This is a genomic window from Nonomuraea sp. NPDC050680, from assembly GCF_040654555.1.
In the GTDB taxonomy this organism is placed as follows: domain Bacteria; phylum Actinomycetota; class Actinomycetes; order Streptosporangiales; family Streptosporangiaceae; genus Nonomuraea.
Map to the genome: position 1 here is coordinate 358,806 of NZ_JBFAIF010000005.1, position 21,793 is coordinate 380,598.

General features: G+C 71.9%; 20 protein-coding genes. 12 read left to right on the forward strand and 8 right to left on the reverse strand.

The window, feature by feature from the left end; translation table 11 throughout:
- The first annotated feature begins 114 nt into the window (after positions 1–114).
- Both AB0H88_RS21590 and AB0H88_RS21595 read left to right on the forward strand, forming a co-directional pair.
- Positions 115–1,149 carry an alpha/beta hydrolase-fold protein gene (locus AB0H88_RS21590; RefSeq protein WP_357646998.1) on the forward strand — a complete coding sequence of 345 codons (1,035 nt, stop codon included), beginning with the start codon at positions 115–117 and terminating at the stop codon, positions 1,147–1,149.
- 154 nt (positions 1,150–1,303) lie between these two features.
- On the forward strand, positions 1,304–2,503 hold the full coding sequence (locus AB0H88_RS21595; protein ID WP_357646999.1) for a histidine kinase: 1,200 nt from the start codon (positions 1,304–1,306) through the stop codon (positions 2,501–2,503).
- A 123-nt stretch (positions 2,504–2,626) separates the two neighbouring features.
- On the opposite strand, the gene AB0H88_RS21600 is transcribed toward AB0H88_RS21595, so the two are convergent.
- The gene (locus AB0H88_RS21600) at positions 2,627–5,878 is read right to left on the reverse strand and encodes a BTAD domain-containing putative transcriptional regulator (RefSeq protein ID WP_357647000.1); all 3,252 of its coding nucleotides are present in this window, start codon (positions 5,876–5,878) and stop codon (positions 2,627–2,629) included.
- Between the two features lie 59 nt (positions 5,879–5,937).
- Between AB0H88_RS21600 and AB0H88_RS21605 the strand changes: the two genes are divergently transcribed.
- The gene (locus tag AB0H88_RS21605) at positions 5,938–7,461 is read left to right on the forward strand and encodes an MFS transporter (protein ID WP_357647001.1); all 1,524 of its coding nucleotides are present in this window, start codon (positions 5,938–5,940) and stop codon (positions 7,459–7,461) included.
- A 90-nt stretch (positions 7,462–7,551) separates the two neighbouring features.
- Here AB0H88_RS21605 and AB0H88_RS21610 read toward each other — a convergent pair whose 3' ends face one another.
- The gene (locus tag AB0H88_RS21610) at positions 7,552–7,695 is read right to left on the reverse strand and encodes a hypothetical protein (RefSeq protein ID WP_357647002.1); all 144 of its coding nucleotides are present in this window, start codon (positions 7,693–7,695) and stop codon (positions 7,552–7,554) included.
- Between AB0H88_RS21610 and AB0H88_RS21615 the strand changes: the two genes are divergently transcribed.
- The gene (locus AB0H88_RS21615) at positions 7,696–8,106 is read left to right on the forward strand and encodes an FAD-dependent monooxygenase (protein ID WP_357647004.1); all 411 of its coding nucleotides are present in this window, start codon (positions 7,696–7,698) and stop codon (positions 8,104–8,106) included.
- 16 nt (positions 8,107–8,122) lie between these two features.
- On the opposite strand, the gene AB0H88_RS21620 is transcribed toward AB0H88_RS21615, so the two are convergent.
- Both AB0H88_RS21620 and AB0H88_RS21625 read right to left on the reverse strand, forming a co-directional pair.
- Entirely contained in the window at positions 8,123–8,491 is a 369-nt protein-coding gene (locus AB0H88_RS21620; RefSeq protein WP_225290173.1) for a nucleotide pyrophosphohydrolase, read from the reverse strand.
- A gap of 11 nt (positions 8,492–8,502) precedes the next feature.
- Positions 8,503–9,423: an alpha/beta hydrolase gene (locus tag AB0H88_RS21625; protein ID WP_357647006.1), complete on the reverse strand. Its 921-nt coding sequence runs from the start codon at positions 9,421–9,423 to the stop codon at positions 8,503–8,505.
- A gap of 72 nt (positions 9,424–9,495) precedes the next feature.
- On the opposite strand from AB0H88_RS21625, the gene AB0H88_RS21630 reads away from it, so the two are divergent.
- Positions 9,496–10,059 (forward strand): helix-turn-helix domain-containing protein, encoded by a 564-nt coding sequence (locus AB0H88_RS21630; protein ID WP_357647008.1) that lies wholly within the window; start codon positions 9,496–9,498, stop codon positions 10,057–10,059.
- Here the strand turns inward: AB0H88_RS21630 and AB0H88_RS21635 are convergent.
- On the reverse strand, positions 10,056–10,406 hold the full coding sequence (locus tag AB0H88_RS21635; protein WP_357647010.1) for a metalloregulator ArsR/SmtB family transcription factor: 351 nt from the start codon (positions 10,404–10,406) through the stop codon (positions 10,056–10,058). The two genes, AB0H88_RS21630 and AB0H88_RS21635, sit on opposite strands and share 4 nt — an antisense overlap.
- Before the next feature lie 171 nt (positions 10,407–10,577).
- Here AB0H88_RS21635 and AB0H88_RS21640 point away from each other — a divergent pair, with 171 nt between their 5' ends.
- Positions 10,578–11,507 (forward strand): zinc-binding dehydrogenase, encoded by a 930-nt coding sequence (locus AB0H88_RS21640; RefSeq protein ID WP_357647012.1) that lies wholly within the window; start codon positions 10,578–10,580, stop codon positions 11,505–11,507.
- 379 nt (positions 11,508–11,886) lie between these two features.
- On the opposite strand, the gene AB0H88_RS21645 is transcribed toward AB0H88_RS21640, so the two are convergent.
- Positions 11,887–12,531: a response regulator transcription factor gene (locus AB0H88_RS21645; protein ID WP_357647013.1), complete on the reverse strand. Its 645-nt coding sequence runs from the start codon at positions 12,529–12,531 to the stop codon at positions 11,887–11,889.
- Entirely contained in the window at positions 12,528–13,751 is a 1,224-nt protein-coding gene (locus AB0H88_RS21650; protein ID WP_357647015.1) for a histidine kinase, read from the reverse strand. Before AB0H88_RS21650 ends, AB0H88_RS21645 begins: the two co-directional genes overlap by 4 nt.
- A 133-nt stretch (positions 13,752–13,884) precedes the next feature.
- On the opposite strand from AB0H88_RS21650, the gene AB0H88_RS21655 reads away from it, so the two are divergent.
- Positions 13,885–15,063, forward strand: coding sequence for an alpha/beta hydrolase (locus tag AB0H88_RS21655; protein ID WP_357647017.1), 1,179 nt, complete (start codon positions 13,885–13,887; stop codon positions 15,061–15,063).
- 39 nt (positions 15,064–15,102) lie between these two features.
- Here AB0H88_RS21655 and AB0H88_RS21660 read toward each other — a convergent pair whose 3' ends face one another.
- Complete coding sequence (locus tag AB0H88_RS21660; protein WP_357647019.1) at positions 15,103–16,404, reverse strand: glutamate-1-semialdehyde 2,1-aminomutase; 1,302 nt, start codon at positions 16,402–16,404, stop codon at positions 15,103–15,105.
- A 163-nt stretch (positions 16,405–16,567) separates the two neighbouring features.
- Here AB0H88_RS21660 and AB0H88_RS21665 point away from each other — a divergent pair, with 163 nt between their 5' ends.
- From AB0H88_RS21665 to AB0H88_RS21685, 5 genes are read left to right on the forward strand one after another with little or no spacing between them, the layout of a single operon-like run.
- Positions 16,568–17,392, forward strand: coding sequence for a fumarylacetoacetate hydrolase family protein (locus AB0H88_RS21665; protein WP_357647021.1), 825 nt, complete (start codon positions 16,568–16,570; stop codon positions 17,390–17,392).
- Positions 17,393–17,401: 9 nt separating this feature from the next.
- The gene (locus AB0H88_RS21670; RefSeq protein WP_357647023.1) at positions 17,402–18,478 is read left to right on the forward strand and encodes an AraC family transcriptional regulator; all 1,077 of its coding nucleotides are present in this window, start codon (positions 17,402–17,404) and stop codon (positions 18,476–18,478) included.
- A 19-nt stretch (positions 18,479–18,497) separates the two neighbouring features.
- Positions 18,498–19,595, forward strand: a complete 1,098-nt coding sequence (locus AB0H88_RS21675) for a BadF/BadG/BcrA/BcrD ATPase family protein (protein WP_357647025.1) — start codon at positions 18,498–18,500, stop codon at positions 19,593–19,595.
- Positions 19,592–20,980 (forward strand): hypothetical protein, encoded by a 1,389-nt coding sequence (locus tag AB0H88_RS21680; RefSeq protein ID WP_357647026.1) that lies wholly within the window; start codon positions 19,592–19,594, stop codon positions 20,978–20,980. The genes AB0H88_RS21675 and AB0H88_RS21680 overlap by 4 nt, the downstream gene beginning before the upstream one ends.
- Positions 20,977–21,717, forward strand: a complete 741-nt coding sequence (locus AB0H88_RS21685; protein WP_357647028.1) for an SIS domain-containing protein — start codon at positions 20,977–20,979, stop codon at positions 21,715–21,717. The genes AB0H88_RS21680 and AB0H88_RS21685 overlap by 4 nt, the downstream gene beginning before the upstream one ends.
- The last annotated feature ends 76 nt before the right edge of the window (positions 21,718–21,793 follow it).

The following is a 21,793-nucleotide window of genomic DNA, read 5'->3' on the forward strand; positions in this document are numbered from 1 at the left end:
CCGACGCCCCGGATGGCCGCGCAACGGCAAAGCGGAGGTGGCAGGCTGATCTTCAAGTGCTCATCGGGGATCGACATCTCGGTCGGCTGACACCGGCCAAACGAGAGGAAGCTCATGCTGCCCTGGTCCGACGAGTTGGCCGGCCGCCTCGACCACAACGTCATCGACAGCGCGCTGCTGCGCGGCAACCCCCTCGGGGATCCGCACGAGCGCCCCCTGTACGTGTACGTCCCCCCGGGGTACGACGACCGCCCCGACCGGCGCTACCCGACCATCTATGTGCTGCAGGGCTACACCGGACATGTCGCCATGTGGTTCAACCGGACACCGTTCCGCCGGACGTACCCGGAGCTGGCTGACGGCGTGTTCTCGGCCGGTGACGTGCCGCCCGCGATCGTCGTCTACGTCGACGCGTGGACCTCGCTGGGCGGCAGCCAGTATCTCGACTCGCCCGCGACCGGCCGCTACCACTCCTACCTGTGCGACGAGGTCGTGCCGTGGGTTGACGCCCGCTACCGTACGCTGGCCGGCCGTGACCACCGCGCGGTCACCGGCAAGTCCAGCGGGGGCGGCGGGGCGATGGTCACCGCCATGCTGCGGCCGGACGTGTTCGGGGCGCTGGCCACTCATGCGGGCGACTCGCTGTTCGAGGTCAGTTTCCGGTCCGGGCTGCCGGTCGTCGCGCGCCGGCTACGCGACATGTACGGCGGTTCGTACGACAAGTTCCTGTCCGACTTCCGGAGCAGGATCGCCGGGACCAGGGACGGCGACCTCGAACTGCTGGAGATGTACGCCTACGCGGCGGCGTACTCGGCCGACGAGGACGGCACGGTCCGCCTGCCGTTCGACGACACGGGCGCCGTCATACCCGAGGTGTGGGAGCGCTGGCTGGCCCGCGACCCGGTGGTGATGGCGGCTCGGCCCGAGTACGCCGAGGCGCTGCGGTCGATGCGGGCGATCTGGGTCGACGCGGGCACCAAGGATGAGTACTACCTGGACTTCGGCGCCACGGCCTTCCGGCGGGCGCTGGAGGCGGCGGGGGTGCCGGACGAGCGGATCTACTTCGAGCTCTTCGACGCCGGGCATGGCGCCATCGAGTATCGCTACCCGCTCGCCCTGGCCTGGCTGAGCCGCCGCCTCTCGCCCTGAGGTCCCTGTCTCTTGCCCTGAGACCGCCGCCTCTCGCCCTGAGGTCCCTGTCTTCTGCCCTGAGACCGCCGCCTCTCGCCTTGTGCCCGCCGCCTCTCGCCCACGAGGGTCGGCACAGCGCCAGGCCGAACGGAGTCCCGTTAGGCTGGCGGGCGTGTCTCGAGTGACGGCCTCTTTCCGGCTGATGGCGATGACGGCGCCGTGGAGTCGACGGACGGATATCGTGCCGGCGGATGCCGTACTGGCGGGGACGCTGGCCGGGTTGTCGTTCGTGCCCGGGATCGCTCATCAGGGCGTCGATCTGGCGGACCTGCCGGATCTGCCGCTGGACCCGGTAGGAGTGCTGCTGATCCTGGCGCAGAGTCTGCCGTTGGTCATGCGGCGGCGGTGGCCCGCCGGGTGTCTGGCGGTGGTCGGCGGGGCGTTCATGGCGTTTCAACTGCTGCGCTACCCCACGGCGTTCGCCGGGCTCGGGCTGGTCGTCGCGTTGTACAGCGCGGGCGCCCACCGGCGGCGCCGATCGCTCGCGGTGGCGGTGGCCGTGGTCGCGGTGGTGGCGTACGTGGCGCTCGCCGTCGCCTTGCACGAGCTGGGGTCGCCGGCACGCCCGCTGGACTACACGACCTTCCTGCTGTTCCTGGTTGCGTGCTGGGCCGCCGGTGTCGTCGTACGGGAGCGGACCACCGCTGAGGCGGAGCGGGCACGGCTGGCCGAGGCGGCGGTCGTCGCGGCGGAGCGGGCGCGGATCGCCCGGGAGCTGCACGACGTGGTCACCCACCATGTGACGGCGATGGTGGTCCAGGCCGACGCCGCGCAGTTCCTGGCCGGGCAGCCCGAGCGGGTCGCGACCGGTCTGGTGGCGATCAGCGAGACCGGTCGCCATGCGCTGACCGACCTGCGCTACCTGCTCGGCGCGCTGGACGGGACGCCGGACGCGGACGGAGAAGGCCGCGAGCCGTCGGTGAGCAAGCTGCCCGATCTGGTGGCGCGGACCCGTGGCGCGGGGCAGCCGGTGGAGCTGATCGAGGACGGGCAGCCGCGCGCCATGGAGAAGGCCGCGGAGGTGGCCGCGTACCGGGTCGTCCAGGAGGCGCTCACCAATGCGGTGAAGCACGCCGCCGGCGAGCGCACGCTCGTCTACGTGCGCCACGGCGAGGAGTGGATGGACGTGGAGGTCACCACTGACGGACCCAGCCGCTCCGGACCCAGCCGCCCCGGACTGGGCCGTGGCGGCGGGCGGGGGCTGGTCGGGTTGCGGGAGCGCGTCAGTGTGGTCGGTGGTGAGCTGAGCGCCGGGGTACGGTCCGGCGGCGGGTTCACGGTTCGGGCCCGGATCCCGATGGGCCTGCGCTGAGCGCGATCCGGGCGATGGTCTCGACGGCTCTACAAAGCTCCGGGCGATGGTCTCGACGGCTCTACAAAGCTCCGGGCGATGGTCTCGACGGCTTTATGAGGCTCCGGCTGATGGTCCTGATGGTTACGGGCTCAGGTCGGCCGCGTCCTCGAGTTTCAGCCTGCCGCCCTGCTCGTACGCGGTGCCGAACTCCGCCTCGCCCAGCGCCTGCACGACCGCCTCGGTGACCCGCGTGATCTCGGCCGCCTCCGACGGAGCGGCGGGCGTCTGGTTGTGCTCGCGGACGGCCGCCGCCAGCCCCAGCAACCGGGCGGCCCGTTCGTGGGCGCCCCCGGCGGCCACGGCGGAGGCCAGGCCCTCCACGGCCCACGTCGCCGAGCGGGGGTCGCCGATGCGCTGCGCCGCCGTGAGCGCCTCCAGGTGCAGATCCCTGGCGGTCGCGGCGTCGCCGCGCCGCTCGATGAGGTAGCCGAGCTCGACGAGCGTGTCCGGCAGGTGCAGGGCGGGCTCGACGCCGGGGCCCCTGGCGATCCCTTCGAGCAGGTGGTTCAGGTGCTGCTCCGCCAGGTCGAGGTGGCCGCCCCGGCGCTCGGCGTAGGCGAGCCCCATCTCGGCCATGATCGAGGTCTCGCGATGGCCCTGCCCGGAGGCGATGTGCAGGGCCCGCCCGCACAGCTCCATGGCCCGCTCGAACTCGCCCGCCCCCAGCGCCATCCAGCCCAGCCACGCGGTGCGTCCGGCCACCTCCGGCCAGAGCCCGAGGTCCTCCGCCATCCGCAGCCCGTCGGCGAACAGCCGCCTGGCCCGCTCCCCGTCGCCCCCCATCTCGGCCAGCCCGCCGAGCCACTCCGTGGCCTGGAGCACTCCCCACCGGTCGCCGAGCTGCCGGAACAGCCGCGCGCTCTCCTCACCGTCGCGTTCGAGGGCCATGAAATCCCGGCGCGTGAAGGCGTCCCGCGCCCGGCGGCTCAGGGCCGCGGCGATCCCCCACTCATCGCCCACGGCCCGGAACGTCGCCAGCGCGCTCGTCACCAGCTCCTGCCCGGTCACCATGTCGGGCAGCGCCGAGCCGAGGAACCACTCGGCCCTGGCCCGTACGCCCGGATCCTCGACCCGCTCCACGGCGGACCGCCAGTCGACGTCCTCCCCCAGCATGACGGCGAACCCGGCCCGCCACGCCCCCGCCTTGACCTGAGCCTCCGAAACAGGACCGCCGTCCGCGATGGCCAGGGCCGACTCCAGGGACCGGCGTCCCTCGGCCAACCGGCCGCGCAGCACCCAGTACCAGGCCAGCGCGTTCACCAGCGCCAGCGCACCGGCCGCGTCGCCCGCCGCCGCAGCCGCGTCGAGCGCCGCCCGCGTGTTCGCGGACTCCGCGTCCAGCCGCAGCAGCCACTCCCGCTGGGCGTGCCCGTAGAGAAACGGCTCAGCCTGTACGGCCAGCGCCGTGTAGTAGGCGGAGTGGGCCTGCCGTACCCGATCCAGCTCACCCGCCTCCGACAGCCGCTCCAGGCAGTATTCGGCCACCGACTCCAGCAGCCGGTACCGCATGCCCCCCGTACCGTCGGCCACGACCACCAGCGAGCGGTCGACCAGCCGGGCGAGCAGGTCGAGCACGTCGAGCCCGTCCTCCGCGCAGGTCTCCTCCGCGGCCTCCAGTGTGCAGCCGTCGGCGTGGACGGCCAGGCGGCGCAGGACGGCGCGTTCGGGCTCGGTCAGCAGCTGCCAGCTCCAGTCGATCACCGCCATCAACGTCCGCTGACGCGGTGGCGCGCCGCGCTGCCCGGAGGCGAGCAGCCGGAACCGGTCGTCGAGCCTGGCCACCACCCCGTGCACGCCGAGCGCGCGTACCCGCGTCGCGGCCAGCTCCAGGGCCAGCGGGATCCCGTCGAGCCGCCGGCAGAGCTGCGCGACCGCCCCGGCGTTGCCCTCGTCGAGGGTGAAGCCGCGGGCCGAGGCGGCGGCCCGCGCCACGAACAGCTGAGCCGCCTCGGACCGCGCCACCTCACCGGGGTCGGCGCCGGCCGGTACGTCCAGCGGCGGCACGCTCCACAGCACCTCACCGGCCACCGCCAGCGGTTCCCGGCTGGTGGCCAGCACGCGCAGCCCGGGAGCGGCCCGCAGCAACCGGCCGGTCAGCTCGGCGACCCGCTCGATCACGTGCTCGCAGTTGTCGAGGACGAGCAGGAGCTGCCGGGAGCGCAGCGCGTCGGCCAGCCGGTCGACCAGGGGCGTCCCGTCGGACTCCTCCCGAATGTCGAGCGCCGCCGCGACGGTCTCCACCACCGCCCGGATGTCGAGCGCCGCCGCCACATCTTCCGCGACCGCCCGCCCGTCGGTCGGTGCCCGTCCGTCGAGGTCTGGCGCTCGCTCGTCGGCGTCCGGCGAGCGCGTCCCCCGGTCGAGGGGGGCCAGCTCGACCAGCCACGCGCCGTCCGCGTAGGCGCCGGCGAGCCGGGTGGCGGTCTCCAGCGCCAGCCGGGTCTTGCCGACGCCGCCGCTGCCGGTCAGGGTGACGAGCCGATTGCTCTCCAGCAGAGTACGGACCTCGGCCAGCGCGCCGTCCCGGCCGATCAGGTCGCTGAGCGAGGCGGGCAGGTTCGTGGCGGGCCGGTCGGCCGGGCTGCTCAGCGCCGGGTCCTGGCCGAGTATGGCCTGGTGCAGCGCGGCCAGCTCGGGCCCGGGGTCGAGGCCGAGCTCCTCGGCCAGCCGTTCGCGCAGGTCGGCGTAGCTGGCCAGCGCCTCGCTCTGCCGTCCCGCGCGGTACAGGGCCCGCATGTGTACGGCCCGCAGCCGCTCCCGCAGCGGGTTGCGGGCCACCAGGTCGCCGAGCTCGCCCACGAGCAGGCCGTGCTCGCCCAGTTCCAGCCGCGCCTCGGCCTGCTGTTCCAGGGCGGACAGCCGCTGCTCCTCCAGCCGGAGGATCGCGGACCTGGTGTACTCCTCGTCGGCGAAGTCGGCGTACGCCGGGCCGCGCCACAGCGCCAGCGCGTCGGACAGCAGCTCCGCCCTGGTCCGCGGGCTCTCGGCCGTCTCGGCGCGGGCCAGCAGGCCGGCGAACCGCGCGGCGTCGACCGTACCCTCGGCGGCCTGGAGCAGGTAGCCGGGCGCGCGCGAGACGATCAGGTTCTTGCCGCCCGGCTCGGCCTCCTCCAGCGCGCGCCGCAGCTGCGAGACCCGTACCTGGAGCGCGCCCGCGGACTTGGCCGGCGGCTCGCCGGCCCACAGGTCGTCCACGAGCCGGTCGGTCGAGACCGGCCGGCCCTCGTCCACCAGCAGGTCGGCGAGTAGCGCGCGGACCTTCAACCCGGGGATCGTGACGGGCTCCCCCTGGTCGGTCCATACGGCCAGCGGCCCGAGCACCCCAAAGCGCATAAGGGCCACCTTAAGCGGACGAGAAGTGGATCTGAAGGCCGCTCCAGCACCGTGGAGGCATGGGAAACACGATGAACAACCTCGCCGGACGACGGGAATGGCTCGGGCTGGGCGTCCTGGCCTCGGTGGCCCTGCTTCTCTCCCTTGACGGGAGCGTCCTCTATCTGGCGCTGCCGCGGCTGAGCGCCGACCTGGGCGCGAGCGCGCCGCAGCAGCTGTGGATCCTGGACATCTATTCGTTCATGCTGGCCGGGTTCCTGGTCACGATGGGAACGCTGGGCGACAGGATCGGCCGCCGCCGGCTTCTGATGATCGGCGCCGCCTGCTTCGGCGCCGCGTCCGTCCTGGCCGCCTTCTCGGTCAGCGCCGAGATGCTCGTCGCCACCCGGGCCCTGCTGGGCGTCGCGGGGGCCACCTTGATGCCGTCGTCGATGGCGCTGCTGCGCAACATGTTCCGGGATCCGAAGCAGATGGGCGCCGCGATCGGGATCTGGTTCAGCTGCTTCATGGTCGGCATGGCGCTCGGCCCTCTGGTGGGCGGCCTGCTGCTGGAGCACTTCTGGTGGGGCTCGGCGTTCCTGCTCGGTGTGCCGTTCATGGTGCTGCTGCTGGCCACCGGGCGGGCGCTGCTGCCCGAGTATCGCGACCCGGGCGCCGGGCGGCTCGACCCGGCCAGCGTCGCGCTGTCGCTGACCGCCATCCTGCCGTTCATCTACGGGCTCAAGGACGTCGCCAGGAACGGCGTCAACCCGGTGGCCGTCGCCGCGGTCGTGATCGGTTCGGCCGTCGGCGTGGTGTTCGTCCGCCGCCAGCGCCGCCTGGCCAGCCCGCTGCTCGACCTGCGCCTGTTCGGCAACCGCGCGTTCGCCGCCACCCTCGGGATCATGCTCCTCGGCGGCGTGGTCATGGCGGGCACCACGCTGATGTCCACGACGTACCTGCAGACGGTCGCCGGGTTGTCGCCCCTGAGCGCCGGGCTGTGGCTGGTGCCGCAGAACATCGTGATGATCGCCGCGCTGACGCTCGCCCCGGTCCTCGCCCGCCGGTTCGGGACGGCGTACGCGATGGCGGCCGGGCTGGTGGTCGGCGCCGTGGGGCTGTTCGTGCACACCCAGGTGCCCAGCGTCGGCGGTACGTGGCTGGTCGTGACCGGCCTGATCCTCGCCTCCGCCGGGATCGCGGTGCCGATGGGCGCGGGCAACGGCCTGATCATGACGGCCGCCCCGGTGGAGAAGGCCGGATCGGCGGCGGCGCTCGGTGAGACCTCCGGCGAATTCGGGGTGGCCGTGGGCGTGGCCGTGCTGGGCAGCCTTGGTACCGCCGTCTATCGGGGCCGGCTGCCGGACACGCTGCCGGTGGAGGGTGCCCGTGACAGCATCACCGCGGCGGTGACGGTCGCCAAGGATCTGCCCGGCGTACTGGAGGCCGCCAGGAACGCCTTCACCACCGGGCTCAACGCGGTCGCGGCGGTCGGCGTGGTGGTCTTCCTCGTCCTCGCCGCCGTCACGATCGCCGTGCTCCGCCACCACGACGGTGGCGCGCAGGCGTCCGAAGCGCCGTCGGAGGTGCCGGTCGCCGCATGACGCCCTCACCCCATGAGACACCGGATCGACTCGGCGGTCCGTCGCCACCAACCAAGCGACAGGAGCGAGCCGCCGGCCGAGCTGGAGAAGTCAGCCCAGCTCGGCCGCCTTGCGCAGCAGCACTGAGCGTTCGCGCTGGTTGGCGCACAGCCGGGCCGCCAGCTCCAGTTCGGCGCGTGCTTCCGGTTGCCGTCCGAGCCGGGCCAGCAGCTCGCCGCGTACGGTCGGGACCAAATGCGAGCCGGGGAGCCGGTCCGAGGCGATCAGCTCGGCCACCGGCTGGCCGACCACTACCGGGCGGGCCGGCTCTTCCTGGCCGGAGACGCCGCCCACGTCCACAGCCCGGCCGGCGGTCAGGGCATGAACACCGGCATCCAGGACGCGCTGAACCTGGCCGGGAAGCTCACCGCGGTGCTGCGCGACGGCGCTCCGGAGACGGTCCTGGACGAGTACGAAGCGGAGCGCCGCCCGGTCGCCGAGGAAGTGGTCGCCTTCACCCACAAGATGACGAAGATCGCGACAGTGGGCAACTCGCCGCTGCGGGTCCTGCGCAACACGGCCCTGCGCGCCCTGGACTGGATCCCGGCGGTCCACCACACGATGGCGATGAACCTGTCGGAGCTGGCGACGGCCGACAGGCACTGAGCGGCCGCTCCTGGGGTCAGGCGCTGGGTGGCCGGTTGAGGGGTGGGGCCTTTCTGGCGGAGCCGCGGTAGAGGTCGGCGTCATAGCGTTGTTCGCCCTCGTCGAGCTTGGCGTTGGCGGCCGCCACCAGGTCAACGCCGAGCACGTCCGCCAGCCGTACCAGATAGAGCGTCACGTCGGCGAGCTCCGAGCGGACCCGGGCGAGCGCCTCGGGGTCGAGGTCGGCCGACTCGTCGGGGGTGAGCCATTGGAACTCCGCCAGCAACTCCCCTGCCTCCCCCGCCAGTGCCATGGCGAGGTTCTTCGGCGTGTGGAACTGCTCCCAGTCCCGCGCACGCGCGAACTCCCGCTGCCGTTCGGCGAGTGGCTCCAACTCGTTCGTCACGCCTGACGACCTTAGCGCTCGCCTGTGGAACCGTGGCCGAGGAGGTCGTGGATCGCCTGGAAGACGGCGTCAGGGCGGCGGAAGATGATGGAGGCGTGCCCGACGTCGTCGACCAGGCGGTTCTCGCCGCGCGAAACCGACGCGGCCAGCGTGTCATAGAGTCGCCGCTTGCCGTCGATCTCCTCGTGCAGCAGTGATTCGGGGGTTCCCTGGGACACCGCTTCCTTGAAGGCGTCGATACCCGTGGCGGTGAGCACGATCAGCGGCACGTCGGGCAGCCGCCCCGCCCCGCGTACCTCGTCGTGGAGCTGGTAGCGGTTCGCCGCCTCCTGGGCGCCGATCCTTATCCATTCCGGGCTGACATGGCGTTCGATGAGCAGCTCGCGGGTGGCCGCCGGCCAGTCGGCCAGTACCTGCGCGAACAGGCCGCGGTAGAACTGGATGACCTCGTCGGGAAGCTCGTCGGGAACCGCCTGGTCGGAGTCCCACTCGGCCCAGGTCTCGACCAGCTTCGGGGGCATGTGGGCGTCGTAGTCCTCATGTTCGGGTTCGACCAGGACCAGACCTGACACGTCGCCGGGGAAGCGCTGCGCGTAGTGGCGGGCGTACAGGCCGCCGAGCGAATGGCCGACCAGCAGGTACGGCGCGGGCACCCCGGCGACCCGCAGCAGCTCGCGCAGCTCGTCGGTGACCTCGGTGGAGGTGCGCGGCAGCTCAACCCGGTCGCTCCACCCCGTCCCAGCACGGTCATAGAACACGCTCGTGGTGAGTTCGGCGGCTCGCTCCTGGACGTTCAGGAAGTCCATGCCGGACGATCCGGCCCCGGGCAGGAACACCACCGCCGGGCTCCCGCCGCCCGACCGGTGCAGCGGCAACCGCCGCCCTCCCACCTCGTAGAACCGCCCCAATGGAAGCGTCGGTTGGTCCTTCATCGCTGATCCCCTCCTGCCAATGAGCTGCTTTCCCAAGTTTGGGAACAGTACCAGATATGGGATCGTAGCCAGATGGACACGCTTGACTTGCTCCTGCACCCGGTCCGGCTGCGCATCGTGCACGCCATGTCCGGGGGGCGGACCCGCACCACGTCCGACCTGTGCGCTCGCCTGCCCGACGTCCCCAAGACCACCGTGTACCGGCACGTGGGCCTGCTGGCCGAGGCGGGCGTGCTGGAGGTGGAGGGCGAGCAGCGGGTGCACGGCGCCGTCGAACGCCACTACCGGCTACGCCGGACGCGGGCGGTGATCGACCAGGACGCCGCCGCGTCGATGTCCTTGGAAGACCACCGGCACGGCTTCGCGGCGGCCATGGCGGCCCTGCTCGCGGAGTTCAACGCCTATCTCGACCGGGAGAACGCCGACCCGAGCGCGGACTCGGTGTCCTACCGGCAGTTCCCGCTCTGGCTCAACCAGGACGAACGCACCGAAATGATCAGCGAGATGGTCGACGTCATCATGCCCCGGCTACGGAACGAACCCGCACCGGACCGCAGCTCCCACCTGCTGAGCACGATCTTCTTTCCGACCGAGGACCCGCAGCCGGACGACCCCGGTCACCGGCTTCCGCGCTAGCCCGCCGCTGAGGAGTTCGCCTGGCGGTCATATGCCGTGACGATGGTGTCGAGGAGGGCAGGGAAACGGGCGTCGAGATCTTCGAGGCGGAGTGTGGTCCAACGGCGGTTGCCGTCCTCGCGCTGGCGGATGACGCCGGCATCGCGTAGCACCCGGAAGTGGTGGGTGAGCGTGGAAGGCGCGACATCGACGGGGAAGGTGCCGCAGGCTCGTTCGGGATCGGCGCGCAGGGTTCGCACGATGGTCATGCGGGTGGGATCGGCGAGGGCGTGCAGAACGTCCAGCACGTCAATGGCGTCGGCGTCCGGGTGAACCAGTGCCGCGCGGCGGCCGTGAGATCTGGGCATCCCGTTCCTCTCTTTCGACAAACATCGTACAACTATGGTACGACTTTCGTTGTACGACGAACGTCGAAAAAGGGGCTTCAGATGCGTGCTTTGGTGATGACCGCACCGTCACAGGGATCGGACCGTACGCATGTCCAGACGATCGACGAACCCCGTCCGGGGCCAGGCGAAGTGACGATCGATGTCGCATACGCCGGGGTCAACTTCATGGACGTGATGGCCCGCCGCGGGGACCCTGGATACGCGTCCGCCTGGCCGTACGTACCCGGCCTGGAGGTGTCCGGCCTCGTCCGAGAGGTCGGCGCGGGCGTCGATCTCGAGATCGGACAGCGGGTGGCCGCGTTCACGCGAGGAGGTGGCCTGGCCGAAGTCGCACTCGCGCGAGCGTCGCTCACCGTAGCGATACCGGACGGAATCTCGCTCACGACCGCGGCAGGCGCTCCGATGGTGTTCTCGACCGCCCTGCTACTGCTGACCGACGCGGCCCGGCTTGGCCCGGGTGAGAGTGTGCTGGTGCATTCGGCCAGTGGTGGCGTGGGCAGCGCGCTGGCACAGTTGGTGCCCACGTTGGGTGGCGGATTGCGCATCGGGACCGTCGGCCGTACCGACAAGATCGCCTCGGCCAAGAAGAGCGGCTACGACGTCGCGTTCGCTCGTGGTGACGATCTGAGCGAGGCGGTACGGGCCGCCACCGGCGGGAGCGGCGTTGACGTCGTACTGGACCCGCTGGGCACCAGCATGCTCGACGTCGATCTGACGGTCACGGCGCCCAGCGGGCGGATCGTGCTGTTCGGCAATGCCGGCGGCGGGCAGCCCGCTCCTCTCCCGCCCGCGGGGAGGCTGATCGGCGGCAACGTCTCGGTCGGCGGTTTCAGCATCAGCAGCCTGAGCGCCTCCGCTCCCGAGCGCGTCGCCGCGGCCCTGCGCCGCGTCCTGGACCTGATCGCCGCCGGTCGGCTCGATGTCGACGTTACCGAGGTGGATTCCCTCTCCGATGTGCCCGCAGTGCACCAACTGCTGGCCGATGGCCACGGCCGTGGCAAGTACGTGGCACGAGTGCTCTCCACGAGCACGAAATCCGTTGAACGGATCCCTAGCTAGCTCAAGCACTTCCACCTGCTGAGATAACCATCGAGCGCACACTCGAGGACATGACCGCCACCCATGACACGAGGACGTACATCACCTCGTCGAGCAACTGACCCCCGACCAACTCGTCGAGGTCCGTGCCCATGCGCTTAGGCTGGTCACAGGTCGACGGACCTTCGTGCCGTGGAGCGAAGCCAAGCGCACCGCCCAGCGCCTGCCACACATCGACCACGCCGAGTTCCGTTGAACCAGCCGACAGCCGAGGTACAGGTGCGAGGAAGCGTCAATCCGCCCTGGTTGCTCGCCGGTACGTGTACAGCACCGCATCCAGCAAGGACGCCTGCACACCAACCTCGCCTTCCGTGCTCGTGGCGCACTTAAGAAGACAAGCTCAAAGGTCGGCATCGTGGACGAGGATGGCGGCCTGGACGCGGTTGGTCAGGCCGAGTTTGGCCAGCACCCGGCTCACGTGCGCCTTGACCGTCGCCTCCGACAGGCGCAGGGCGCGGCCGATCTCGGCGTTCGACAGGCCGCGGGCGAGAGCTCTGATCACGTCCTCCTCGCGGCCGGTGAGCGCGGCGAGTTGCCTGCGGGCCGCGTCCGACCGCGAGGGCGCCCGGTCCACGTACGCGTCGATCAGTCGCCTGGTGACCGACGGGGAGAGCATGGCCTGGCCGGCGGCCACCGTACGGACGGCGGCGGTCAGGTCTCTGGGCGGGGTGTCCTTGAGCAGGAAGCCGACCGCGCCGAGCCGTAGTGCCTCGTGGACGTACTCGTCCAGGTCGAACGTGGTCAGCATGACCAGCTTGGGCGGGTCCGGAGCGGCCAGCACGCGGGCGGCGGCGGTCAGACCGTCGGTGCCGGGCATCCGTACGTCCATGAGCACCACGTGCGGCCTGAGCCGGGCCGCCGCCCCGATGGCCTCCTCACCGTCCTTGGCCTCGCCCACCACCACGATGTCGTCGGCCGTCTCCAGGATCATCCGCAACCCGGACCTGACCAGGGCCTCGTCGTCCACGACCAGCACCCGGATCATGCCGCGGCCCTCACGGGGATGTCGGCGGTGACGCGGTAGCCGCCGTCTTGTCTGGGGCCCGCCGCCAGCGATCCCCCGAGGAGCTCGACACGCTCACGCAACCCCGCCAGCCCCCACCCCGCCCCGGGCAGCGCCCGCTCCGTCCCGGACAGCGCTTGCTCCGCGCCCGGCCCGTCCGACCGCGTCGGGTCCCGCCCGTCCGGCAGCGACCGCTCCGCGCCCGGCCCGTCGGCGGTGCCACGGTTCAGGATCTCCACTTGGAGTGTGTCGTTCAGGAAGCGCACGTGTACGTCAGTGTGGGCGTCGCGGGCGTGTTTGTGCACGTTGGTGAGTGCCTCCTGAACCACCCGGTAGGCGGTCCGCTCCACCGTAGAGCCGAGTGCGCGCGGCCGGCCATGGTCGTGCCTGCGCACCGAGATGCCCAGCGCGCGCGACTGGTCGAGGAGCCGGTCGAGGTCGGCCAGCGTGGGCTGCGGGCTGAGCTCGGCGGGTTGCTGGTTCGAGCGCAGTACGCCGAGCAGCTCGCGCAGGTTGGCGAGCGCCTCCCGGCCGATGTCGCCGATCATGGACGCCGTACGGGCCGTGGGCTCGTCGGCGGCCCGCACCTCCAGGGCCCCCGCGTGCAGCACCATCAGCGAGACCCGGTGCGCGACCACGTCGTGCATCTCCCTGGCGATGCGGGCCCGTTCCTGGGCCCTGGCCTGCTCGGCCCGCATCACCTGCTCGCGTTCGAGCCGGTCGGCCCGCTCCCTGGCGGCAGCCAGCACGTCGCGCCGGGCCCGGGTCCAGAGCCCGAACACGAACGGCAGCCCCACCAGGGCCATGGCCATCAGCGCCACGTTGGCGGGGGTCGCCGTGACCATCTCCCGGCGTCCGCCGATCAGGTCGCCTACGACGACGGCCGCGCCGAGCGCCACGGCGGTGCCACCCAGGTAGCTCGCGATGCCGCGAGCCCCGCGCAGGGTCGTACCGGCGTAGTAAGAGGCGACCATCAGCGGCGGCCACATCACCAGCCATACGTAGAAGACGGCACCGAGCACGGCGAGCGGCCACCACGACCGCCGCGCCCACCACGCCGCCACGCCCGCGGCGGCCGCCGTCGTGACGAACACCGGCGACGTCAGGCCGTCGGTCTGATCGAACGGCACCGCGGACACCACGAACACGGCCAGCCCGAGCAACACCGGCAAGCCGCCCTCGATCCGTCTGCTCACCTGCATGTTCGTCAGCCTACGGTGCGACGCGGGGCCGCCGCCCGAGCCGATCGTCGATCCGGACCGCTACGAAAGGAGGGGGTGCCGGTCGACTTACCGGGCAAGCCGGGCCGGTGGGTCCGGGCCCAGGCTGGGCCGCATGAAACGACACCTGATCGTGGCCCTGGGCGTGGCCCTGCTGGCGACGCCGACCGTACAGGCACAGGCACAGGCACAGGCCGAGACCGCACGCACCGGGCCCCAACAGACACCGGCCAAGACCGGGCCCCTACGGACGACCTCGGGCACCTCGTTGCCCGCGCCCACCGGGAAGTACCCCGTCGGGCTGGCCTCCCTGCATCTGGTCGACTCCGATCGTCCCGATCCGTGGGTGCCGCAGGACGGGCCGCGGCAGCTCATGGTCTCCCTGTGGTACCCGGCGGCGAAGGCGGGCACGCGGGCGGCTCCCTACGTGACGCCGCAGGAGTCGGCGCTCATCCTCAAGCCCTACCCGAGCGTCCCCGCCGACACGCTGACCAAGACCCGGACGTACGCCACGGTGGACGCGAAGCCCCTCGCCCGCGGCCTGCCGCTGGTGCTCATATCGCCCGGCTTCTCCTTCTCCCGCGCGACGATGACCTCGCTGGCGGAGGACCTGGCCAGCAAGGGGTACCTCGTCGCGGCCGTCGAGCACACCTATGAGTCGGTGGCCACCACGTTCCCCGACGGGCGGACCACGACCTGCGCGGCGTGCGCCGGGGAGAACACCGAGGAGTATGGGGCCACGATCGCGAAGAGCCGGGTGATCGACCTGTCGTTCGTGCTCGACCGGCTCACCGCGAAGAGCGGGTGGGGACGGCTGGTCGACAGATCGCGCATCGGGATGGTCGGTTTCTCGGCCGGCGGCAACACGACCCCGCAGCTCATGGCCGCCGACAAGCGGGTGCGCGCCGGGGTGAACCTCGACGGGAGCTACAACCCGAAGCAGCCCACGGGGACGGTACGCGGGCCGCTCCTCATGATGGGCACCAAGCAGACCCACACGCCGGCCGGTGACGTGTCGTGGGTCAACTGGTGGCCGAAGGTGAACGGATGGAAGCGCTGGGTGTCGGTCGCGGACACGGACCACGCCTCGTTCACCGACTACGCGGTGATCAGGCCGCAGGTGGGCCTGCCCGCACCCGCGCTGGGCGGTGAGCGCGCCGTGTCGATCACCCGGGCGTACGTCGGCGCCTTCCTCGACCGGCACCTGCGCCAGGAGCGGGAGCCGCTGCTGGACAAGCCGTCGAAGGACTTCCCCGAAGTGACGTTCTGGCCTGAGACCGCCTCGCGGCGCTGAGGGTCACAGAGTCCCGAGATCGTCGCCGAGGGCGGGGGCTCAGAGAGCCCCGAGGGCGTCGGTGAAGGCGTCGACGGTGGCGGCGATGTCCGCCTCCGTGTGTTCCGTGGACATGAACCACAGGCCACGCGGCACCATGTTGACTCCGCGTTCGAGCAGCGCCGCGTGCAGCCGGGTCATCATGGCCCGGTCGGTGGCGGCGAAGTCCCGGTAGTCGCGTACGGCACGGGCGTCGGTGAAGTACGTCTGGAAGACCGGCCCCGGCCCGGCCACGAGCATCGGCACCCCCGCCTTGTCCGCGGCCGCCCTGAGGCCCTCCATCAGCGCTTCACCGCGTGCGAACAGGGTCCCGTAGACCTCCTCGCGCCGCTCGTCCAGGATGCGCAGCGTCGCCTCGGCGGCCGCGATGCCGACGGGCTGGCTGTTGAAGGTACCCGCGTGCGCGACCTTCCCCGCGGAGATGTGGTCCATGACGGCCGCCTTGCCGGCCAGCGCGGACACCGGCATGCCCCCGGCCATGGCCTTGCCGAAGATCGAGAGATCGGGGGTGATGCCGAGATACTCCTGCGCGCCGCCGGGGGCGAGCCGGAAGCCGGTGATGATCTCGTCGAAGATCAGCAGGGTGCCGTGGCGGTCGCAGAGGTCGCGTACCGCCCCCAGGTAACCGGGGTCGGGTTCGATGGCTCCGGTGTTGCAGAGCACCGGCTCGGTGATGACGGCGGCGATCTGGCCGGCGTACTGGTCCATCAGGCGGGTGAGGGCTTCGAGGTCGTTCCACGGGCAGATGATCAGGTCGTCGGAGTGGCCGTGCTGCTGACCCGCCGTACCCGGCACGGCGACCGGCGCGGCGGCGGGACCCGCCAAGTCGACGGCGGGGTGCACGCTGTACAGGACGGGGTCCAGCCAACCGTGGTAGTGGCCCTCGAATTTGAGGATCTTGGACCTCTCGGTGTAACCGCGGGCCAGTCTGAGGGCGGCGTGCACCGCCTCCGAGCCGACGGTGTTGAAGCGGACCCGCTCGGCCGAGGGCACCATGGCGCACACCCGCTCGGCCACCCGTACCTCGGCCGCGTGCTGGGCCGAGTAGACGATGCCGCGGGCGACCTGCGCGGCGACCGCCTCCGCCACCGGGGCGGGGCAGTGGCCGAGCAGGGCGGGGCCCTGGCCGAGTACGTAGTCGAGGTAGACGTTGCCGTCCACGTCCCAGATCCGCGCGCCGGCCGCTCGGTCGACGTAGAGGGGGACACCGGCCGTACGGCGGGCATCGCTGGAGACGCCGCCCGCGATGAAGCGCTGGGCGGTGGCGTACAGATCGCGGCTGACGTCCAGATTCCGGGTCATGGGAATCATCAAACGGCGACATATCGCCCGGCGACAAGAAAGAGGACAAGAAGAGGGTCGAGAGTGCAAATTTCGGTGCTTGTGGAGGTCGCGGGCGCTTGGTGGGCTTGCAGGCATGTTTCTCGGACGTATTCGACGGGCTCCAGCCAGTCCGGTCGAGCTGGTGGCCCGGCGCGCCGGCGGCGAACTGCTCAGCCTCTCCGGCCTGGACCCCGATCTCTCCGGCCTGGGCGCCGATCCCGTGGCCCTGCTGGACTCCCTCGGGCTCGAGCGGCTCACCGAAGAAGTGGACCGGCGCTGGTCCTCTGGCCCGACACTCGACGAGTCGGCGGTCCTCTTCGAGCCACCGGTGGCCACCTGCACGAAGATCTGCTGCCTGGCGCTGAACTACCTCGCGCACGCGCAGGAGAGCGGCATGGAGGTGCCGCCGGAGCCGGTGCTGTTCTTCAAGCCGCCGTCGGCGCTCACCGGCCACAACCAGCCGGTGGTCGCCCCGGCACGTACCCGTCACCTGGAACACGAGGTGGAGCTGGCGGTCGTCATCGGCAAGGTGACCCGGGACCTACCGGAGGAGCGGTGGCTGGAGGCGGTCGCCGGTTACACCGTGATCAACGACATGACGGCCCGCGACCTGCAGCTGGCCAACATCTCCCGCAACGTGCCATGGGATCAGTCGAAGGGGTTCGACACGTTCGCGCCGGTGGGTCCGTACCTGGCCACGGTGGACGAGGTACCCGATCCGCACAAGCTGGAGCTGACGCTGGAGGTGGGGGGCGAGATCAGGCAGCGGGCCAACACCGGGCAGATGGTGTTCGGCCTGCCCCGGCTGATCGCCGACCTGTCCGACGGCATGACGCTGATGCCGGGCGATCTGATCGCGACCGGCACCATAGCCGGCATCGCCCCGCTCAAGGACGGTGACACCATGCGGGCGACGGTGGCCGGAGTCGGCACACTCGTGAATACGGTCCAATTTCGGTCCGCCTAAAGTAGAGCCATGACCTATGCCGTGGCCGCGCTCGTGGACCTCGATGACTTCATGGCCGCCGAGCAGACCCGAGGGCGGCTGTGGGCACGCCGCCAGCTCGGGCATGCCGACCAGGTGGTACGGGCCGCCGCGAACGGGCGCCCGGGAGCGATGTGCCGGCCGCAACCTCCGGAGGAGTGGCTGGTCCTGCTGACCGGCGACGATCCGGACGCGCTGATGTCCGACGCGGCCGAACTGGCCGAGGAGGTACGCGCCCGGATGGTCCGCGAGACGGTGTGGACCGCCACGGTCAGTCTGGGCGCGCCGAGCCTGGCATCCGGAGCGGCGGAACAGGATGCCAGGCGGGTCAACGACTACAAGCTCGTCCTGGGCGGCGACCGGGTGATCCCCCCTCCGCCGCACGGTACGGCCGCCCTGACGCCTCCGGTACGGATCGAGCAGGAACTGGCCAGGACGGTACGGGCCGGCGATCGCAACGGCGCGGCCGGGTTATTGGTCAGGTGGGTGGACAGATGCGCGAGCGAGCGTGACGTCGACCCGCGCACGCTGCGCAACTGGCTCATCGGTGAGCTGCTCTTCGTGGCGGACGTGGCCAACCGGGCCAGGCTGGCCGACGGGTCGACGGACTGGGTGGAGGCCTGCGCCCGGCTGCCGATCGAGGACATCCTCATGGTCGGCGACATCCACGAGCGCTCGTACCTGCACATCTGGCTGCGGGAGACGCTGGAACGGCTGATGCCGCCGCCGTCCCGCCGGGACGTGCTCGCGCTGGCCGAGGCGTACATGGCCGAGCACTACACCGACCCGGCCCTGCGCCTGGCGACGGTGGCCGGGGCCGTGAGCGCGAGCCCGTTCTACATCTCGCACCTGTTCGCCGGGGAGCGGCGGACGACGTTCCTGCGCCACCTGACCGGGCTGCGGCTGCGGCACGCGCGCAGACTGCTGTCCACCTCCGTCCTGCCCATCGACGTGATCGCCGCGCACACCGGCTATCCGAGTACGAAGGCGCTGCGCGCCGCCTTCCGGCGACACGTCGGCTGCTCTCCGACGGAGTACCGCCGGAACAGATTCCAGTCCGGACCGTGAGCGGGGAGTGAGGCCCAACATGGATGTGGCGATCGACGGCGGCCAGACGGGGCTGCGGCTGGGTCTGGCCGTGGCCGGGCGGATCCGGGAGGTTCGGGAGGTCCCCGGCCTGTCCTACGCGGAAGGCTCGCCGGTCGAGGCCGTGCTCGCCCGGATCGAGACGGCTTGGGGCGAGACTGACCAGATCGGAACGGCTTCGAGCGAGGCCGACCAGATCGGGGCGGGATTGAGTGAGGCCGACCAGATCGGGGCGGGATTGAGTGAGGCCGATCGGATCGCAGTGGGATTAGGAGAGGTCGACACGATCTGCCTGGGGTTGACCACGATCCTGGACGACCCGGACAAGCTGGCCGTCCGCCTCCTCACGATGGCCCGGCGCGTGCTGATCACCACCGACGTGGTCACCTCGCACGCCGGCGCGTTCTCCGGCGGACCGGGCGTGGTGCTGGCCGCGGGCACCGGCGCCATAGCCCTGGGCGTGGGCGTGGGCGCGGGCATGGGCGCGGGCGCGGGCGCGGGCGTGGGCGCGGGCGCGGGCGCGGGCGCGGGCGTGGGCGTGGGCGTGGGCGCGGGCGACGGCGGCGAGATTCGGCAGGCGGATGGCTGGGGCTACCTCTTCGGCGACGCGGGCAGCGGGTTCTGGATCGGACGGCGCGGTCTCGACGCGGCCTACCGAGGTTTCGACGGCCGATCCGCGCCGGGACCGCTCACCGACCGAGCCCGCGCCGTCTTCGGCGACCTCGCCGAGCTCCCCGCCAAGCTCTACCTGGCTCCTGACGCGGTGGCGCAGGTCGCACGCTTCGCCGTACATGTCCTGGAGCTGACAGAAGACCCTACGGCCCGCGCCATCGTCGAGGAGGCGGGCCGCGAGCTGGCGAGCACGGTGACCGCGGCCGCCCGCTGTTTCCCGGCGGGCGCCACGGTGCCCGTCGCGTGGACCGGCCGTCTGTTACGCGACCCCGTCCTGCGTGCCGGGTTCGAGGCCGAGCTGGCGCGGCGGCTGCCCCAGGCCCGCCTGCGGCCCCCCACGGGTGACAGCCTCGCGGGCGCCGCCCTGCTGGCCGCCGCCGACGACCTCGGCCGCTACGACACGATGATCAGGACGGTACGGCGATGAGAGTGGGATACGGCAGAGTCGAGTTCGCCGTGCCGGACGGCACGCCGATGGGCGGCTACCTCGACCGCTCCGGGCCGTCCACCGGCCGGCTCGACCCGCTGCAGGTCGGCGCGATCACCTGGTTCGATGGAGAGCGCCGCTTCGCGCTGGCCACCGCCGACGTCGTCTGCGTCAACGAGGACCTGGGCCGGCGAGCCAGGCAGTTGACGAAGTGTGAGCTGTGGCTGGCCGCCAGCCATACGCACGCCGGACCCGAGACCGGCTGCGTGCCCGGTGGCGGGCCGACGCCGGAGCCGTGGCTCGACCGGATCGCCGAGGCTACCCGGGCCGCCGTACGGCAGGCGATCGACAATGAGCAACCGTGCGCGGGCATGGTCCACCACGGGGAGCTGCGCGGGGTCGGCGCCGACCGGAGCAGACCGTCGGCGGAGGCGGTGGTGCCGCTCGACCTGGTCGCCGTCCGAACCGATGGGCCCGCCGTCCGACCAACTGGACTCGCCGCCCGTGCCGGTGAGCCCGGCGTCCGTGCCGGCGAGCCCGCCGTCCGAACCGATGGGCTCGCCGGAGTCCTGGTGGTGCTGCCCGTCCATCCCACCGTCCTGCCCGCGGCGAACCGCCAGACCAGCGCCGACCTGGTGGGGGCCGTACGCCGGAGCCTGCGGGAACGGCTCGGCGGGGACGTGTGGGTCGTGGTCGCCACCGGCGCGGCCGGCGACATCAGCACCCGGCACACCCGGCGGGGCCAGGACACGGCCGAGCTGGACCGGCTCGGCGGGGTCGTCGCGGATCGCTGCGCCGAACTGCTCACCGAGCCCGCGACCCGGGGCTGGTCGGCGGGCTCGCGGATCTCCTCGGCCGAGCGGCGCCTGACGCTCCGCCCCGCCTCCGTGGCGGCCGACCCGGCAGCGCTCACCGCCGACTACGAGGCGGCACTGGCCGCAGGCGATCCCGTCGCCACGCGCCTGGCCCGCAGCAGGCTGGAAGGCGTACGCGCCCGCAGCGGGCTGGCGGGCGGCCGTGCGCACAGCGGCCAGGAAGACGAGCGCTGGACGGAAAGCGGGCGTGCGCGCAACGGGCCGGACGGCATGACTGCGCCCAACGCTCCCCCGGCTCCCATCGGTGTGACCGTGCACACCACCCGCCTGGGCGGGCTCGCCATGGTCGGGCTGCCCGGTGAGCCGTTCCTCGCCGTCGCCGAGAGCCTGCGCGCCCCGGATCACCGGGAGCCGGTCGTGGTCCTGGGCTACGTCAACGGCTATCCCGGTTACCTGCCCACGATCGACGCCTACCGGCGCACCGAGTACGAGGTGCTGGCCAGCCCGGTGGCCCCGGGCAGCGCCGAGCTGCTCGCCGAGACCGCACGACACCTCCTGGAGGGATCTTGATCGACCAGAACGCGTACGCCGAGACCGCACGGACCGCCGTGAACCGGTTGCTCGACGCGGAGCGGTCCGCGATCGAAGAGGCCGGCGGCCTGATCTTCGCGGCGCTGCGGGCGGGCGGAGTGCTGCAGGCCTTCGGCACCGGTCATTCGAGGTCGGTGGCGCTGGAGCTCGTGGGCCGGGCCGGCGGCCTGGTGCCGGCCAACCAGCTCGGCATCCGCGACGTCGCCTACTACGGCGACGCCTCGCCGCAGGACATCCTCGACCCGAAGATCGAGCGCGAGCCGGGTCTCGCGCTGCGCATCTGGGAGCTGGCCGACATCAGGCCGGAGGACATCTTCGTGATCATCTCGAACTCCGGCGGCAACGCGTCCATCGTGGAGATGGCCCGCCTGGCCGCGACGCGTGGGCATCGCGTCATCGCCATCACCTCGCGCGCCCACACCGCCGAGCTGTCCGTGGACGAGCGGCTGGCCGACCTGGCCGACGTGGTCATCGACAACGGCGCCCCGTACGGGGACGCGGCCCTGCCCCTGCCCGGCGGCGGCGCCATCTGCCCGGTCTCGAACCTCACCGGCGTGCTGATCGCCCAGCTCCTGGTCGCCGAGGTGGCCGGCCGTTTCCTGGCCGCCGGGCAGGCCCCGCCCGTCTTCAGGTCCGCCAACACGCCCGGCGGGGACGCGTACAACGACAGGCTGCTGGAGGAGTACGGCTCCCGCGTACGCCTCGGCGACGCCTGAACAACGACCGGCCCACGCACGCCTGGGCGGACGCCCGTGAGGCCGGCCGACGAGCCGGCCCCACACGCGGGGCGCA

Bases quoted from the DNA above. Each gene is read 5' to 3' on its own strand.
- AB0H88_RS21590 (WP_357646998.1), top strand. From the start codon at position 115: ATGCTGCCCTGGTCCGACGAGTTGGCCGGCCGCCTCGACCACAACGTC.
- AB0H88_RS21600 (WP_357647000.1), bottom strand. From the start codon at position 5,878: ATGCGCTTTGGGGTGCTCGGGCCGCTGGCCGTATGGACCGACCAGGGG.
- AB0H88_RS21605 (WP_357647001.1), top strand. From the start codon at position 5,938: ATGGGAAACACGATGAACAACCTCGCCGGACGACGGGAATGGCTCGGG.
- AB0H88_RS21615 (WP_357647004.1), top strand. From the start codon at position 7,696: ATGCGAGCCGGGGAGCCGGTCCGAGGCGATCAGCTCGGCCACCGGCTG.
- AB0H88_RS21625 (WP_357647006.1), bottom strand. From the start codon at position 9,423: ATGAAGGACCAACCGACGCTTCCATTGGGGCGGTTCTACGAGGTGGGA.
- AB0H88_RS21630 (WP_357647008.1), top strand. From the start codon at position 9,496: ATGGACACGCTTGACTTGCTCCTGCACCCGGTCCGGCTGCGCATCGTG.
- AB0H88_RS21635 (WP_357647010.1), bottom strand. From the start codon at position 10,406: ATGCCCAGATCTCACGGCCGCCGCGCGGCACTGGTTCACCCGGACGCC.
- AB0H88_RS21645 (WP_357647013.1), bottom strand. From the start codon at position 12,531: ATGATCCGGGTGCTGGTCGTGGACGACGAGGCCCTGGTCAGGTCCGGG.
- AB0H88_RS21650 (WP_357647015.1), bottom strand. From the start codon at position 13,751: ATGCAGGTGAGCAGACGGATCGAGGGCGGCTTGCCGGTGTTGCTCGGG.
- AB0H88_RS21655 (WP_357647017.1), top strand. From the start codon at position 13,885: ATGAAACGACACCTGATCGTGGCCCTGGGCGTGGCCCTGCTGGCGACG.
- AB0H88_RS21660 (WP_357647019.1), bottom strand. From the start codon at position 16,404: ATGACCCGGAATCTGGACGTCAGCCGCGATCTGTACGCCACCGCCCAG.
- AB0H88_RS21670 (WP_357647023.1), top strand. From the start codon at position 17,402: ATGACCTATGCCGTGGCCGCGCTCGTGGACCTCGATGACTTCATGGCC.
- AB0H88_RS21675 (WP_357647025.1), top strand. From the start codon at position 18,498: ATGGATGTGGCGATCGACGGCGGCCAGACGGGGCTGCGGCTGGGTCTG.
- AB0H88_RS21680 (WP_357647026.1), top strand. From the start codon at position 19,592: ATGAGAGTGGGATACGGCAGAGTCGAGTTCGCCGTGCCGGACGGCACG.